We start from the raw sequence: 17546 nt of genomic DNA on the forward strand, positions 1-17546 counted from the left end.
ATTAAAATTTAAGGATATGAAAGGGTGTCTCCAAAGTATAAGTTTACTAAAATAAACTTAAGGTAAGGCTTTGGAGACATCCTTATTCATCAATTAAATGAGTTATAAAAACTTCCGTCTTTACAAAGTAGAGAATCTATATCTGCAAAAGGAATTTTGAAGGTAACAAAACCAGCAGCATAAGGTGCAATCTCATAAGGTGCAAAATATATATATAGATTATCTTCATCTACATAAAAATTTTGGTTACTGGTAATACCTTTAAATCCATCTTCATATACATAAGAATATTGAGGATCAGTTTCTATCATATTTTCTATGATTTTATTTATTTCATCTATCCAACGAGTAGTACAATCAAATAAATCTGATAAGGAATAAAACTCTCCAGTTCTTAAGTTAATATTTGGTGTGCTTCTAGCTGTCATTCCATGAGCAGCGCCAAAAGGATAATAATAGGTATTTATTTCTGGAATATATAAGTCTTTTTTAAAGAATAAAGTTTCAAAATTTCCATAGAGATTATAATCTAAAACTTCATTACTATCAACTATCTTAAGAGCACACAATTCCCTTAATTTTGAATTGATGTTTTCAATTACTGTAGATGGAGTAGACTGATTAATTTGAGGATAATATACTAAATAATCTACATTAGGCTTATATTTTAGTTTTAGTATAGTATATTCATCATTTAATTTAATTCGATTATTGGGTTTATAGATTATATCACCCTTCGTATTCAGGTAATAAGGAATATAGTCTATATCGCCATAAACAATGTCACATTGAAGCTCTAAGGTGCCAGTTCCTTTAACTACAGGTAGGTTTCTAACAATTCTACCACTAAGGTCTATAAAGAAACTATTTTCAAGATTATAAGCAGAGGCTAATCCATTTTTAAATTTTTGAATATCTAAAAATTTAAAATCTGTAAGGGTATTGCCCTTGTTGTCTCCTAACGCGTAGATACTATTAAAAGAAGTATTAACATTATTACCACGATAAATGCCTAGGGCAAATCTATTATCTCCAACATATCTTATGTCGTCATAAATGAAAGGATATAGAATATGATCAGATAAAGTTACAACTCCATAATTACCTTTATAATTAGGTGCGGTGCTTACTACCATGTATCCATCATTTACAGGAGAAGCAGATGTAAATTTAGGCTTTATAAGAACACGACCATATATGTCTACATAACCAATAAGCCCTCCTAGGCTTTCAGAAAAAGTAAATACACCTTCATTATAATTACCTACAAATTTATAAGGAAAGGTTGTAATAACAGTTCCACTTTTATCAATGACTTGATAGGTACCATCACGAGATTTAACTAGTGCATAGTTATTTTTAAAGTCACTACCTTCCAAATAATTTGGTGGTAGCACTTCATTACCATCCATATCTATATAACCATATAGTTGGTCATCTGAAGAAGTTTTAATACTAACAAGGGCTAGAGAATCACTATAGCTAGAGATAAAGGTATATGGATTTTTAGTAATTATTTTTCCCTCTTCATCTATAACACCCATAATGTCTCCTTGTACATACACAGCTCTAGATTCAACAAAGGGTTCTATAGAATTATATATAGGTGGAATTACATATTCCCCATTAATGTTAATAACACCACAGTTATTATATTTGCAAACTATAGCTAATCTATTTTCAGTGAAGCTTGATGCTGTAGAAAAGCTAGGTGATATAATAAAATTTCCTTTAGAATTAATATATCCATATAGGCTTCCTTTTTGTGTATTTGTTAGAGCTGGATATAAATCTACGCAAGATTCTTTGAAATCACTCATAAATACTCTCCTATTCATTACTTAATATTAGTGTATTTAAGTTTATTTAATATGTTTCAATGAATTTATAAAGTTTAACATTATTAAGAATTAATTATTACATATAGGTATATCATAATAAAGGTTACTAAAAGGTGACCAATTGAAAGGTTAAGTGTATATTGATATATTTAGTATAAATAACTTTGAAAGGAGTAAGATATGGAATATATTTTATTATTTTTAGAAGGAATTATAACCTTCATATCTCCATGTATTTTACCAATGTTGCCTATATATATTTCTTACTTTGCGGGAGATAATAATTTAGAAGATGGAAAGAAAAATAATACTTTAATAAATGCGTTAGGATTTGTAATTGGTTTTACAATAATATTTACATTGTTAGGAACCTTAGCAGGGACTTTTGGAAGCTTTATTAGAAATTACTATACACTACTTAATATAATAGGTGGAACAATAATAGTTATATTTGGTCTAAACTACATGGGTTTACTTAGAATTCCATTTTTGGAGAGAAGCTTTAAGATGGATATGAAGATTAAGTCTCTAAAATTTATTTCTTCAATCTTATTTGGAGTAGTTTTTGCCATAGGATGGACGCCATGTGTAGGTACATTCTTAGGATCAGCCCTGATGATTGCTGCTAATAGTCAGCAGGTTTTAAAGGGTGCTTTAATGCTATTTGTTTATAGTATAGGATTAGGAATCCCTTTTATTATATCTGCTATTTTGATAGGAAAATTAAAGGGAACCTTAGATTTTATAAAAAGAAATTATAAAATAATTAATAGGATTTCTGGAATAATTCTTGTAGTCATAGGAATTGCAATGATGACAGGATATTTAAATAAAATACTTTCAATTTTAAGTTTTTAGGAGGAAGTTATGAAAAATAAAAATATAATTATATGGATTATAGGTTTCATTATATTTTTTATATTGGTTTATTTAGGATATAATGAACTATCATCTCGATATAATAAAAATGACAAAAATAGCAATAAAGGAATAAGTGATAGTCTTATCATTGGTGAGGAAGGGAATACAGAGGATACAAAGGTCAAAGCTGTAGATTTTACAGTATATGATGAAGATGGAGAGGAAGTTAAACTATCAGATTACAAGGGTACACCAGTGGTACTAAACTATTGGGCTAGTTGGTGTGATCCTTGCCAGAGTGAAATGCCTCTGTTTAAGGAGGCAAATGATAAATATGGAGACAATGTTAAAATATTAATGATAAATATGACAGATGGGCAAAGAGAAACTGTAGAAAGTGCTAAAAAGTTCATGGCAGATAATGAATATGATATGCTAACTTTATATGATACGGATTTAGATTTTGCTAATAAATACAATGTTGCAAGTATACCAAGAACTGTTTTTATAGATAAGGATGGATTCATTACTATGGAAAGAATTGGGATAGTCAATGAAGAATTTTTAGATGCTATGATAGAGAGGATTAAGAAATAGATAAAACTATTAATAATTAGTGAAAAAAGTGTATTAAGAGTAGCTAAAGAAAAATGATACAGGTATAATATATACTTAATAGCGTATACTTATTTAATTATATAAAAGTTTTTAGAGGTATATACTAAAGGAGAGAAGTTATGTTTGTAGCAAATAATGAAGAATATCACTGTCCAGTAGAAGCTTTAGCAAATATTTTAGGCAAGAAGTGGGTAGCTAATATAATTTGGTCACTAAGTAAGGATAGTAAAAGATTTGGAGAATTAAATCGACGAATGAAGGGTTGTAGTAAGAAAATGCTATCTCAGCAGCTAGAAATTCTTATAAATAGCGAGATCATAGATAATGAAAAAGAGATAAACAACAATCAAGTAGAGTCAGTTTATTATCTTACACCTAAGGGGAAATCCTTACTCCCAACTATTGAGCAAATGGTTTTGTGGGGTGAAAAAAATTTGCCTTGCAAGTAAGATTATAATATAAATGAGGGAAATTAAAAAAATAAAAAGGATATCTTAAAGCTATTAAAGTAAATAAGCTAAGATATCCTTTTATATTAAGCTTACAATTTAATTCAGGTTTTAAAGTATTAATAAAATAAGTTATAATGATTATTAGAAATGATAATATAAACTATTTAAATATGAATCTATTTCAAAATATACCTATTTAAATAGGTAACTATATAACTATATAACTATTTAAATAGTTGTTCTGTTCATGCCGGTTTCAGGAGTTTGTCATTTAAATAGAGCATTAAAAATATGCCAAAACATGAAGAGCTAATAGCTATATTGTTAGTTCTTTTCATTAGTATGATAAGTTAAAAAGCAAACACATAAGAGGATTAAAAAGGAGCTTAAGATGGAAAACTACATAACTAAAGATAATGAATTTTATAATGATGTGGAGAATGCAGATAATTTAAGTAAGTATAAATTAGACATAGATGAAGCAATCAAAGCTATAATTTCTAAGGAAGATAGATTAGTTTTTGCCAGTGTAGTAAAGGTAGCTGATATTACTAATATTACTGTTTTTAAGTATCCTGAATTAAGAGGATATATTTTAGAAAAAATAAAGTTTGAAAAGGAAATTCAAGCTATAGATAAAAAAATAGATAGAGCCATAGCTAGATTAAATAAAGGAAATAGAAGAATTACTTTTATTTCATTAATGAATAGTTGTAAATTTAACTCTGATCATATATATAATAATCCATACATAAAGGAGAAAATTAGAGCAGCTGTTATTGAAAACACTAGAGGTTTCTGCATAAATAAGTAGATATTTTACAAAAAAATATATTAGGGTATAATAGTGATTAAGGAAAATTTTATCATTAAATAGTAATATGGAGGTGCAATATGGCAACAATGGAAAAGATAAAGACAAGAGAAGAAGTCGAAGAAAAATATAAATGGAAAGTAGATAAAATGTACGCCACTGATGAAAAGTGGGAAGAAGATTTTAAAAAATTAAAGGAAAAATCTCCAAGTCTTTTAGAATTTAAGGGACACCTTAGTATAGGAGCTAAACTATTAGATTACTTACATCAATATGAAGAGATGGCAAGTTTATATGAGGATTTAATAGTATATGCTCACTTAAGAAGTGATGAAAATAAATCTAACTCTAAATATCAAGTTATGATGGATAAAATATCTACTTTTGGAGCTGAATTTAGTGGATTAATTTCATTTTTCCTTCCAGAACTGTTAGCTATGGAAGTGGAAGATATTAAGAAACTTATAGAAAATACTTCTGGATTAAAACATTATGAAAGATATATTACAAATATATTTGAAGGTAAACCTCATATTTTAAGTGAAGCAGAAGAGAATATATTAGCAAATGTTAGTGATTGTCTAAGTGCGCCAAGTAATATATTCACTATGCTTACTAATGCTGATATAACCTTTCCAAAAATAAAGGATGAAGATGGTAACGAAGTAGAGCTTACAGCTTCAAATTATTCAGTATTTATCACAAGTAAAGACAGAAAAGTCAGAAAAGAAGCCTTTGAGGTTCTATTTAAAACTTATAAGAATTATGAAAATACCGTGTCAACTTCCTATACTGCTTCTGTTAAGAACTTTATTTTTGAAAGTAAAATTAGAAAATATAACTCTTGTCTTGAAGCATCTTTAAAACCTAATAAAATTCCTGTGGAAGTATATAAAAATGTAGTAAACACAGTGAATAAAAGAATAGATTCCCTTCATAGATATGTAGAGTTAAAAAAGAAATTACTTAACTTAGATGAAATTCATATGTATGATTTATATGTGCCAATTATTGATGCACCAAAGTTTAATATAGCTTTTGAAGAAGGAGTAGCTCTTTGTCAAAAAGCTCTAGAGCCAATGGGGAAAGAGTACATTGATATCTTTAGTAAAGGTGTTAAAGAAGGTTGGATTGATGTTTATGAGAACAAGGGAAAAAGAGGCGGAGCTTACTCTAGTGGTAGCTATACCTCTATGCCATATATCTTATTAAACTATAAAAATCAAGTGAATGATGTGTCTACCTTAATTCATGAAATGGGGCATAGCATACACTCCTATTATTCAAGAAATAATCAACCATATACATATGCTGATTATGAATTATTCTGTGCTGAGGTTGCATCTACTACTAATGAGTGTTTATTAATAGACTATTTAATAAAAAATGAAGAAGATAAAGCTAAAAGATTATATTTAATAAATCAACAACTTGAAGGAATTAGAACTACTGTATTCAGACAGACCATGTTTGCAGAGTTTGAAATGATTGTCCATGAAAAAATGGAGCAGGGTGAAGCTTTATCTAGTGATGATTTATGCAAGATTTATCATGACTTAAATGTTAACTACTTTGGAGATACTATGGTGGTGGATAGTGAAATTGACATTGAATGGGCAAGGATTCCTCATTTTTATAGAGATTTCTATGTATATCAATATGTAACAGGTTTTGCAGCAGCTAACTCTTTCTATGAAAAAATTCTTAATGAAGGGGAAGAGGCAGTTGAAAAATATAAAGGCTTCTTAAAAGCTGGATGTAGTGACTATCCAATTGAAATACTAAAAAAAGCTGGGGTAGATATGACTACACCAAAGCCTTTAGAAGATACTATTAATAGATTTGATGAACTTTTGGCTATGCTTGAAAAAGAATTATAAGAAAAATTATACCTGGAATATTGGAAAGTGAATTTAAATATATTAAGATTTTTTAGGTTATAATAGTAAATAAAGATGATTTTGAAGTAATTATGCACTTTGAAATCATCTTTATTTTTTATTGCAATATAAAAATTGCTATTATGTGTTTAGAAAATTATCAACCACATTAAAGTTCACTAATGCATTTTTTCATATTAAATGATAAGTGATTATAATATATGCTGTTTACTAATATTCTTTGATTATTTATGAAATCTTTTTCTTTACTGCAGCCTTTTCTAAAGATAATAACAATCTATTCATTAGATAGATATATGATTTATGGATATATATGAAAAAAACTATTGACTCTATACTAAGGATAGACTTTATTATGTATAAGGTAGTATAAAAAACAAAGGAGAATAAAGTATGGGAAAAGAGAATAGATTGAAAGAGTTTTTTAAATATGCAGTACCTTCTGCCCTTGCAATGTTCATATCATCTTTATATACAGTAGTAGATGGAATATTTGTTGGGCAAGGTGTCGGGGATTTAGCATTGGCATCAGTAAATATTGTACTTCCCTTTACAGTGATGTTATTTGGACTTGCTTCAATGTTTGCTATAGGTGGAGGAACTTTAGTGTCTAAAAACATAGGTGCAAAGAATATAGATAGAGCAGTAATTATTTTTAGACAAGTATTTAAGTTTCTTTTAATAGCTAGCGGTATTATAAGTATTACCTGTATTATATTCACAGAACAGATAGTAACTATTTTAGGAGCAACAACTAGTTTAAAAGGATTAGCAGTGGAATATTTAAGATTTTATGCAATCTTTTGTATCCCTAACTTGATAGGAATAGTACTAAGTAGTTTTGTAAGAAATGATGGAAGGCCAAAGCTTGCCATGATATCAACAATTGCAGGAGCAATAACTAATATTATCTTAGATTATATATTTATATTTAAATTTGGATTAGGTATAAGGGGAGCTGCAATAGCTACAGGTCTTGGTCAAATTATTACAGTATCTGTGTTATTGCCACATTTTATTATGAAAAAAGGTTATTTAACCTTTGGTAATGTAAAAATAAATAAAAGGGATTTAAAAGAATTTTGTTTAATAGGATTTCCGTCCTTTTTTGCTCAAGGAAGTTATTCAATAATGGTATTAATACATAATATTGTTTTAGTTATGTTTCTTGGAGAAAAAGGAATTTCAGCCTATAGTATAATTAACTATATAACAACAAATATATATATGGTTCTTTATGGCTTGACTTTAGGAGTACAACCTCTAATAAGCTATAATTTTGGTAAAAAAGATGGAGAACAAATGCTAGGATTTTTCAAGATAACATGTATATCTTCAACAATAATTAGTGGTTTCTCTGTTATAATATGTTTTATATTTGGTCCAGCACTTATAGGTATATTTACAGCAGATCCTGTAATTGCAAATCTTGCATATATAGCACTTAGAATAGCAAGTGTAAGTTATTTTGCCGTTGGAATAAATTTAAATACATTAGTTTATTTCCAAGCCTTAGAGATGCCAAAGTACTCAAATTTAAGTTGTCTTTTAAGGTCTGTTATATACTTGCCAATTTCACTAATGATACTTTATAAAGTCTTTGGAGCGAATGGAATTTGGGCAGGTACAATATTATCGGAAAGCCTTACATTTATAACTATAAGTATAGTGGCTAATATAAGAGTATCTACTAAAGAAGTATTAAGTGCATAAAATTTAGAATAGTAGAAGGCTGTCCAAAATTTAAGGGTTTTGGACAGCCTATTTTTGAAATTTAGGATATAATAATAATGGGGTGAGAGTATATGGATACAAGATTTTCAATTGGTGAAGTATCTAAATTACATAATATTTCTATACAAACATTGAGGCATTATGACAAAATTGGATTGTTAAAGCCGGCCTATGTAAATGAAAAGAGTAAGTATAGATACTACTCAGTAAAACACTTTATAATTTTAGATTTGATAAAACAATGTAAAGCTATGGGGTTATCTCTAGATGAAATAAAAATACTAGTGAATAATTACACTTCCATTAACTCTATTTTAGATATAATAACAAAGCAAAAAGAAATAGTAGAAGAAAAGATAAAAGAGTTAGATAGCATAAAAAATAATATATGTTTCTTAGAGGATAGAATTCAAACAGTATTAAAAGAGGGAATAAATGAGCCTTTTATAAAATATTGTACTGAAAGAAAATTTATAAAATATAGTAATACCCATAGATATACAGAAGAATTTGAAATAAATCTATCTAAAACCTTAGGATATATTGAAAAAAAGTATGGAAGCACTAATAAAGAGTTAGTTTTTCCAACATCCTATGAAGACTTTAAAAATCAAGAAAAGTTAACTTATAATAATTTAATGATAAGTATAAATGAAAACATGGATATAGATGAAAAGAAAGTAATTACACTAAAATCAGGAAATCATATTACAATAAATTTTGATGATGATTATAAAGATACAAGTAAATATTACAAAAAGTTAGTTGAGTATATTGAAAAAAATAATATAATAGTTAGTGGAAGTTTTTATGAGATATACATAATGACAAGATGCGGGATAGACAAAGAGGAAAAAGCTTTAGGACAAATTCAAATTTTAATAGATGAGAATAAGTAATTTTAAATGACAATATAGGAGAGATAGCATGAAGAACATTTATTTAATTAGACATTGTAAGGCATTTGGACAGCCAGCTGAGGCAGAGTTAACAGAGGTTGGTATAGATCAAGCATTAGAATTAAAGGACTATTTACTAAAGTATAGTATTAAGCATATAGTATCTAGTCCCTATGTAAGGGCTATAAAGACAATAACACCTTTTGCAAAGCATTTAGGGTTAGAAGTAAATATTGATGAAAGAGTGAGAGAAAAGTTATTGATACCTTATGTGGTAGATGATTACACACCTTATTTATTAGCAGCCTATGAAGATATGGATATAACCTTTCATGGAGGAGAATCTTCAAATGAAGCTACTAAAAGGGCCATTGAAGCTTTAACTGATATTTTAAAGTTGGAAGAGGAAAATGTAGTAATAGTAACCCATGGAGAGTTATTTTCTTTAATAATGAGGTACTTTGATAAGGTTTCAGGTTTTGATTTTTGGAAAAATTTAAGTAATCCAGATGTATATTTATTGAGATTTGAAACTAATGATATAAAAAGTATAATAGATATTAAGAGAGTATGGAAAGCTTAGAATAAGATAAAAATTTTCTTTGAAAAAATATAATAGATTTTGTTAAAATAAACCAAAATACATATAATCATAGATGAGGTGGTTAACTTATGAAAGAAAAGATTTTTATTATTGAAGATGAAGAAAAGATTAGAAGAGAGCTAAGTACTTTTTTAAATAGATATGGGTATGACATTATAACCTCTGATAATTTTCAGAACATAGTAGAGGAGGCTTTAGAGGCAGAACCTAATTTAGTATTGTTAGATATTAATTTACCTTATTATGATGGCTACTATATATGTAGAGAAATAAGAAAAACTTCTAGTGTGCCTATTATTGTTGTAACTAGTAGAGATAGTGATATGGATGAATTAATGAGTATGAATCTAGGGGCTGATGATTTTATTACTAAACCATATAATACTGAAATATTATTAGCTAGAATTGCATCAATTATTAGAAGAACGTATAGAAGTAGTGATATGGAGATTTTTCCTTGTAGAGGACTTAAATATAATCTTTCTACTAGTGAAATAGAGTTTGAGGATAAAAAACAAGAATTAACTAAAAATGAAAGTAAAATTCTATATACATTAATTAAAAGTAAAGAAAAAATAGTATCCAGAGATGAACTTATGAAATGTCTATGGCAATCTGATGAGTTTGTAGATGATAATACTTTAACTGTAAACATAAATAGGCTAAGAAAAAAATTAGATGAAATAGGAGCTGTTGACTATTTACAAACTAAAAGAGGCCAAGGGTATATTTTAGGTTAAAACATTAGGATAAATTAAAACTAAAGGAAGGAAATTTTAATGAGTTTTAAAGAGTATATAAAAGAAAAAATTGTTTTTTTGATTATAAATGCAATAATTTTTCTATTTACAGGAATATTGTTAAAAGCATTAAAGGTAGATATATATGCCATTTTTTTTGTGGAGGTTCTGAATTTTATAGGCTCATCCCTGTTTTATATATATGATTATTTTACAAAAAGAAAATTTTATAATAATCTTTTGCAAGGCTTAAATAATCTAGATAAGAAATATCTTATTTCTGAAGTTATAGAGGAGCCTAACTTCTTAGAGGGAAGAATTTTATATGAAGTAATTCAAGAGACAGATAAGGCTATGAATGATGAAATATCTACATTAACCATTAAAAATAGTGAGTATAAAGATTATATAGAGCTATGGGTTCATGAAATTAAAACACCTATTGCCTCTAGTAGATTAACCATAGAAAATAACCCATCTCCAATTACAAAGAGCATAGAGGAAGATTTAGATAAGGTAGAAAATTATATAGAACAAGCTCTTTTTTATACTAGAAGTAATAATATAGAGAAGGATTATATGATTAGAGAGATAAGTCTTAAAAACTGTATTAATGCAACAATAAAAAAAAATGCTAGAGTCCTTATTGAAAAAGGAATTAAAATTGAAATTGGTAATGTAGATAAAATCGTTTATGCAGATAGTAAATGGGTAGAATTTATATTAAATCAGATTATATCAAATTCTATTAAATATATGAAATTCCCTAAGAGTAGTAGAGAAAACTCATTAGGTGAAGAGCATAAAAACCAAGATACTATTAAAATATATTGCATAGAAAAGGAAGAGGACATTATTTTAAGCATAGAAGATAATGGTATAGGTATTGGCGAAAGCTCTATTGGTAAAGTATTTGAAAAAGGGTATACTGGAGAAAATGGAAGAATCTTTGGAAAATCTACAGGAATAGGCTTATATCTTTGTAAAAATCTCTGCGAGAAATTAGGGCTTGGTATAAAGATAAGGTCTAAAACTTATAAAGGTACTACAGTATCTATCTTATTTCCTATAAATAAAATGTTCATATTAAAAGATTAACCTAACAAAAATGTAAGATTTCTGTTAGGTTTTTCTATGGATGGATATTTTCTATACATGTAATATATAGGTATAGAGAACAGGAGGAAAGAAGATGAAAAAAGAAGTATTAAAAGTGAGTAATATAGAAAAGTACTATGGAAGTAATGGTAATATAACTAAGGCCATAAATAATATTAGTTTCTCTGTTGAAGAGGGAGAATTCATAGGAATAATGGGTGCTTCCGGTAGTGGAAAAACAACTTTATTAAACTGTATATCCACCATAGATAAGGTAACTAGTGGTCATATTCATATTGAAGGAAAGGATGTAACTTCAATAAATTCTAAGGGATTAGCTAGATTTAGACGAGAAAATTTAGGTTTTATATTTCAAGACTTTAATCTTTTAGATACCTTAACTGCCTATGAAAATATTGCATTAGCACTAACTATTGGAAAGGTAAATCACAAAGAGATTAATAGAAGAGTTGAAGAGGTTGCTAAGAGTTTAAATATAGAGGAAGTCTTAAATAAATATCCCTATGAAATGTCAGGTGGTCAAAAACAAAGAGTCGCATCAGCTAGAGCTATAATTACAAATCCATCTTTAGTTCTTGCAGATGAGCCTACAGGTGCTTTAGATTCAAAATCTGCAAAGATGTTACTAGAAAGCTTGGAGGAGCTTAATACTAATTTAGGAGCTACTATTATGATGGTAACTCATGACGCCTTTACAGCTAGCTATGCTAGTAGAATTCTATTTATAAAGGATGGTAAGATATTTAACGAGTTAATTAGAGGAAAGGATTCAAGGAAGGAATTCTTTAATAAGATAATTGAAGTGGTAACTCTACTTGGAGGTGACCAAAGAGATGTATTTTAAATTAGCTGCTAGGAATCTAAAAAGAAGTTTTAAGGATTATACTATATATTTCTTAACTTTAGTATTTGGGGTATGTATATTTTACACCTTTAACTCCATTGAAGCTCAAAGTATTTTAATGGAAGTTAGTGAAATGCATAAAAATATGTTTCACCTAATAAGTGAAATTATGGGAGTGGCATCAATATTTATTTCCTTTATATTAGGATTTTTGATAGTCTATGCCAATAATTACTTAATTAAAAGAAGAAAAAAGGAATTTGGAGTTTATATGACCTTAGGTATGGAAAACTCTAGATTATCCTCCCTATTATTTATAGAGACTATGATGATAGGAGTAATTTCTTTAGCATTAGGTCTTATATTAGGAATATTTTTATCACAAGGACTATCTGTAGTTACAGCAAAACTTTTTAAAGTGGATTTAACAGGGTTTAGATTTATATTTTCTATGGATGCCTTTATAAAAACTATTCTTTGTTTCGGTGTTATATACCTTATAATTCTTATTTTTAATTCCATTATAGTAAGAAAAGTAAAACTAATTAATCTATTAACTTCTGCTAAGTTTAATGAAAAAATGAAAATAAAAAACATATGGACTTCTGTAGTTATATTTATAATTAGTGTAATAACCATAGGCAGTGGATATTACATAGTGCTTAAAAATGGAATATCTAGTTTTGATAAAAATATATTAATAGCCATTGCACTTGGAGCAGTAGGAACTTTTCTATTTTTCTTTTCCCTTGCAGGATTCTTACTCAAGGTAGTTCAAAGCAGTAAGAAGTTTTATTTAAGAAATTTAAATATGTTTGTGTTAAGACAAATAAATAGTAAAATTAACACTACCTTTATATCTATGACCTTTATATGTTTGATGCTATTTGTAGCTATATGTACTCTTTCAGGAGGACTTGGAATTAGTACCGCTATGAATACTGAAATTGAGGATTTAACTCAATTCGATATGAGCTTTTGGGACAATGAAGGAGAAGATATAGACACTGTGTTAAAAAAATATAATGTAGATATATCAAAATATGAAGATAACTATGTAAGCTATAAGGAATATGATAGTGGAGTTAACTATAGAGATTTTTTAAGTAAAAAAAGCTTAGAAGATGGAAATAAATATTATCCTGTATTTAAGAATTTACCAATTAGTGTTATGAAGGTATCGGATTTTAATAAAATAATGAAAATGTTAAATAGAGAAGAAGTAAAACTTAAGGATGGAGAATATGCGGTCTTTGGTGATATAAGCGATATGATTAAAAGTTTACAAGAAACTGTAGATAGTGGAAAAGAAATTACTATAGGTGGTAATAAACTAAAACCATATCATGGTAATGTTTTAGAGGCGGTAACTTATTCTTCTATGATGAAGCAAAATATTTGTGTATTTTTAGTAGAGGATTCTATAGTAGAGGGACTAACTCCCACTAGGGGATATTTGAATTTAAACTATAGTGGGGATGGTAGTGAGATAAGAGAAGCTTTAGATGTTAATATTAGAGAATATAGTGGCAATGATGATTTAAATACTAGATATATTACTAAGGAAGAGATTAAGGAGCAGTCTACAGGGCTAGGAGCTTTAGCATCATACCTTGCCATATACATGGGAATCATATTCCTAATTACTTCAGCAGCAGTACTAGCCCTTCAACAGTTATCAGAATCTGCAGATAACACAGAAAGATATAATCTTCTAAGAAAAGTTGGAGTAGATGAATCTATGATAAATCACTCTGTATTAACCCAAGTAGCAATTTACTTTATGATGCCCTTATCTTTAGCTATAGTTCACTCTATAGTAGGATTAAAATTGGCTTCAGATATAGTAGCTATATTTGGAGGTGCAAGCATGGTGGATCATATAGTAGTTGCATCGGTGGTATTAGTAATAGTTTATGGTGGATACTTCTTAGCAACCTATTCTGGTAGTAAAAAAATGATTAAAGGAAATTAATAAAAAATTTAAATTTTATAATATATTAGTATAGTAAACTACTTCAAAATAAATAGAATTTGAAGTAGTTTCTTTTTAATGTATAGATATTTATAATAGAATATGTTACCATATAAACTATAAATTTCAATTATATGTAATAGAAAATCTTTTTTAAAAGAAATAATTTGAGGAGCTTGTTGAGTAGACAGAACAGGTAATATTATCTTTATTATATTAAGGAGGGGAAATTGTGAATGAATCATATTGGAATGGGAGATTAGATTTTTTAAAAGCTATACGTACTGGATGGTGTAATGATGACTATATAGAATTCCTTGTAGAGAAGGTTTGGAAAATTAATAAGCCTTTAAATATCATTGATTTTGGGTGTGGCTTTGGATATGTTGGATTACTATTATTGCCCATATTACCTAAAGGAAGTACATATACAGGTATTGATATTAGTGATACTCTCTTAGATGATGCAAAAGAGATTTTTGCAAATTCAGGATATATAACAAAATTTATAAAGGCAGACTTGAATGAGTACATACCAACTGAAGATTATGATTTAGCTATATCGCAAGCAGCATTAAGACATATTCCAAATACAAAGAATATTCTTGATAAAATGATACAATCAGTTGTAAGTGGTGGTTTAGTTGTTTGTATGGAAGCAGATCTAGAAATAGAAAAGACAGGTCAATATTTTAGTGGATTAGATTACACTGAACTTGGAATTATACATTTACATCGAAAAATGTATAAGAAGGAATTAGAAAATGGAGGTAGAGATTATAGAGTTGGTGTTAAAATTCCTGAAATTATGCAAGAGTTAGGATTACATAATGTTGATGTGCGAATGAATGATAGGGTTAAATTTATTAATCCCCATGGTAATAAAGAAGAACATGATAAACAATTCGATGCAATTACGGCTGCTTGGAATTGGAATAAACAGCTATCAGAGAATGAGAAGGTTGACTATATAAATTCTTTGATTAATAGAGGATTAAGTGAGCAGGAAGCTAATGTATTCGTAGATGGTGAATCAAAAATAGGGGAATATGTTATGAGTAATAAAGATAGTGCATATATTATTCAAACGCCATGTACCCTTATATCTTATGGTACAAAAAAATAAAATAAATTCTCTAAAGATGTAAAGTAGCTAGGGTTATATTCATACAAGCCTAGCTATTTTTACATTGAGAAATTAAAGAATTTTAGCTACCAATACTATTATATAAGAAGCTGGTATAAGTAGTGGAAGAGCAGCGAAGGTTCCAATAGTTTTACTTCCTATCATGGCAATAACACAGCTACGAAAATCTTCTTCAGGACACTTACCGTCTATTACATCATCTGTCATAATGGATAGTTGTGGATCTATAAAAATAGACATTAGGATTGTAGCAAATCCATTTATTACTGAGGATAGGGTTATACAAGTTGCCCTTAAATCAGGAACTATGGTACCAGCATAAATTGGTGCTAAGGCTCCTACAGTTAATATTGCAACTGCAATTATATTATAAATTATTATTTTTAAAGGTAACTTTTTAAAATTAATCTTAGTTACACTTTCTTTCACTGGAATTGAAATACAGTCCCTCATATAATGGACACCTGCCTTTGAAAAACTGTGCATAATTAGCTTGGGTATAGATTTATCAATAGAAAATCGGATGACACCTTTATAAAATAATCTTTGAAAAGTAGGAATTAAAAAGGCGCCTACTATGGTAGCTATACCAGAAACTATTATAATTAACTTAAAAAGGTTTAATACATCATTTCCACCTGCACTATTCTCAACAAACTTTGTTAGTAAAGGAGCTTGGAAGGTTAAGGCTGTTCTTGATACTAAAGATAATATATTAAATACAGCAAAGGTTATTGCTATTTTACCTGTTCTAACACCTACAAGTCTTACAGAGTAAGCTAATGTTCCTATTATGGCAATTATAAAATTCAAAACTAAAACAATTATAATTTGAGTACTCAAAGTTATTCCTCCGTTTCATTTTCAAATATATCTATATTTTTACAACAATTAGAAATGTATTAATAGTATATAACATATTCATAAATAAAACTAGGTTATTCAATTATTATAAGAAGCACTAGGGAGAGGAAAATTTATATAAATATTTTCTAATATAACTTCACATATTATTGACAAGCTCCAAGATGGTGCTATACTAGGTGTATATACAGATGTATAGTTACATGACGGAGGTGTGTAAAATTTGGGTTTAAAAGAAGACATATTAAAGTTAAAAAAAGAGAAGAATGCTTTAGTTTTAGCTCATCTTTATGAAAAAGCAGAAATACAGGAAGTTGCAGACATAGTAGGAGACTCATATTTTTTAAGCAAGAAAGCTATGGAAAGTTCTAAAGATATAATAGTATTTTGTGGAGTAAAATTTATGGCTGAGAGTGCCAAAATATTATCACCTAATAAAAGAATATTAATTCCAGTAAATGATACTACATGTCCAATGGCAGATATGGCTACAGTAGATAAATTAAAAGCTATGAAATTAAGAAATCCTAAAGCAAAGGTAGTAACATATATAAATTCAAATGGAGATATTAAAGCGTTATCTGACGTTTGTGTTACATCATCCTCTGCTAAGGCAATTTTAAATAACATAGAGGAAGAAGAAATAATATTCCTTCCAGATAGAAATCTAGGTAGTTATTTGCAAGAAAATATACAGAACAAGAAGTTTATACTTTATGATGGGTTTTGTCCAGTTCATGAGAGAGTTGAAGAGGAAGAGGTTTTAACTTTAAAGAATAGATATCCAAATTTTAAGGTACTAGTTCATCCAGAGTGCTCTAAAAAAGTAAGAGATTTGGGAGATTTTATAGGAAGTACTTCTGAACTTATAGATTATAGTTTTCAAGATGGAACTAATGGATTTATAGTAGTAACAGAGGAAGGCGTTCTTTATCAGATGAAAGAAAAAAGTCCCAATAAAACCTTTATCCCTATAGAAAGTGGAATGATTTGTCCCAATATGAAAAAAATATCAATGAAAGATCTATATAATTGCTTAATTAATGAGGAGTTTGAAGTGCATATTGAAGAGGAGCTAAGATTGAAAGCTCATAAATCTTTAGAAAATATGCATCTTCTATCTAATAAGTAAA

The 17546-nt window shown here is 28.3% G+C and carries 16 protein-coding genes; 14 read left to right on the top strand and 2 right to left on the bottom strand.

What is annotated here, in order from left to right; all coding sequences use genetic code 11:
- Window positions 1-89 precede the first annotated feature (89 nt).
- Window positions 90-1820, bottom strand: coding sequence for a WG repeat-containing protein (locus B2694_RS14525; protein WP_346886348.1), 1731 nt, complete (start codon window positions 1818-1820; stop codon window positions 90-92).
- Window positions 1821-2021: 201 nt separating this feature from the next.
- Between B2694_RS14525 and B2694_RS14530 the strand changes: the two genes are divergently transcribed.
- From B2694_RS14530 to B2694_RS14590, 13 genes are all read left to right on the top strand, one after another.
- Complete coding sequence (locus tag B2694_RS14530) at window positions 2022-2699, top strand: cytochrome c biogenesis CcdA family protein (RefSeq protein WP_346886349.1); 678 nt, start codon at window positions 2022-2024, stop codon at window positions 2697-2699.
- Between the two features lie 9 nt (window positions 2700-2708).
- On the top strand, window positions 2709-3299 hold the full coding sequence (locus B2694_RS14535) for a TlpA disulfide reductase family protein (protein WP_346886350.1): 591 nt from the start codon (window positions 2709-2711) through the stop codon (window positions 3297-3299).
- Between the two features lie 140 nt (window positions 3300-3439).
- Window positions 3440-3769 (top strand): winged helix-turn-helix transcriptional regulator, encoded by a 330-nt coding sequence (locus B2694_RS14540; protein ID WP_035133205.1) that lies wholly within the window; start codon window positions 3440-3442, stop codon window positions 3767-3769.
- A gap of 394 nt (window positions 3770-4163) precedes the next feature.
- Window positions 4164-4586 (top strand): hypothetical protein, encoded by a 423-nt coding sequence (locus tag B2694_RS14545; protein WP_346886351.1) that lies wholly within the window; start codon window positions 4164-4166, stop codon window positions 4584-4586.
- A gap of 80 nt (window positions 4587-4666) precedes the next feature.
- Entirely contained in the window at window positions 4667-6466 is a 1800-nt protein-coding gene (gene pepF, locus B2694_RS14550) for an oligoendopeptidase F (RefSeq protein WP_346886352.1), read from the top strand.
- 414 nt (window positions 6467-6880) lie between these two features.
- Entirely contained in the window at window positions 6881-8200 is a 1320-nt protein-coding gene (locus B2694_RS14555) for an MATE family efflux transporter (RefSeq protein ID WP_346886353.1), read from the top strand.
- Between the two features lie 92 nt (window positions 8201-8292).
- Window positions 8293-9120, top strand: a complete 828-nt coding sequence (locus tag B2694_RS14560) for a MerR family transcriptional regulator (RefSeq protein WP_346886354.1) — start codon at window positions 8293-8295, stop codon at window positions 9118-9120.
- A gap of 28 nt (window positions 9121-9148) precedes the next feature.
- Entirely contained in the window at window positions 9149-9703 is a 555-nt protein-coding gene (locus B2694_RS14565; RefSeq protein ID WP_346886355.1) for a histidine phosphatase family protein, read from the top strand.
- A gap of 89 nt (window positions 9704-9792) precedes the next feature.
- Window positions 9793-10464 (top strand): response regulator transcription factor, encoded by a 672-nt coding sequence (locus B2694_RS14570; RefSeq protein ID WP_346886356.1) that lies wholly within the window; start codon window positions 9793-9795, stop codon window positions 10462-10464.
- Between the two features lie 39 nt (window positions 10465-10503).
- A complete protein-coding gene (locus B2694_RS14575) occupies window positions 10504-11562 on the top strand; it encodes a sensor histidine kinase (protein WP_346886357.1) in 1059 nt (352 codons plus the stop codon).
- A 94-nt stretch (window positions 11563-11656) separates the two neighbouring features.
- Window positions 11657-12427 (top strand): ABC transporter ATP-binding protein, encoded by a 771-nt coding sequence (locus tag B2694_RS14580; RefSeq protein ID WP_346869407.1) that lies wholly within the window; start codon window positions 11657-11659, stop codon window positions 12425-12427.
- Window positions 12417-14402, top strand: coding sequence for an ABC transporter permease (locus tag B2694_RS14585; protein WP_346886358.1), 1986 nt, complete (start codon window positions 12417-12419; stop codon window positions 14400-14402). Before B2694_RS14580 ends, B2694_RS14585 begins: the two co-directional genes overlap by 11 nt.
- A 232-nt stretch (window positions 14403-14634) precedes the next feature.
- A complete protein-coding gene (locus B2694_RS14590) occupies window positions 14635-15528 on the top strand; it encodes a class I SAM-dependent methyltransferase (protein WP_346886359.1) in 894 nt (297 codons plus the stop codon).
- Window positions 15529-15600: 72 nt separating this feature from the next.
- Here B2694_RS14590 and B2694_RS14595 read toward each other — a convergent pair whose 3' ends face one another.
- The gene (locus B2694_RS14595) at window positions 15601-16392 is read right to left on the bottom strand and encodes a lipid II flippase Amj family protein (protein ID WP_346886360.1); all 792 of its coding nucleotides are present in this window, start codon (window positions 16390-16392) and stop codon (window positions 15601-15603) included.
- A gap of 244 nt (window positions 16393-16636) precedes the next feature.
- On the opposite strand from B2694_RS14595, the gene nadA reads away from it, so the two are divergent.
- Window positions 16637-17545, top strand: coding sequence for a quinolinate synthase NadA (gene nadA / locus B2694_RS14600; RefSeq protein WP_346886361.1), 909 nt, complete (start codon window positions 16637-16639; stop codon window positions 17543-17545).
- Window position 17546: the final 1 nt, after the last annotated feature.

This window comes from Clostridium sp. UBA4395, from assembly GCF_002390995.1.
GTDB lineage: Bacteria > Bacillota > Clostridia > Clostridiales > Clostridiaceae > Clostridium_J > Clostridium_J sulfidigenes.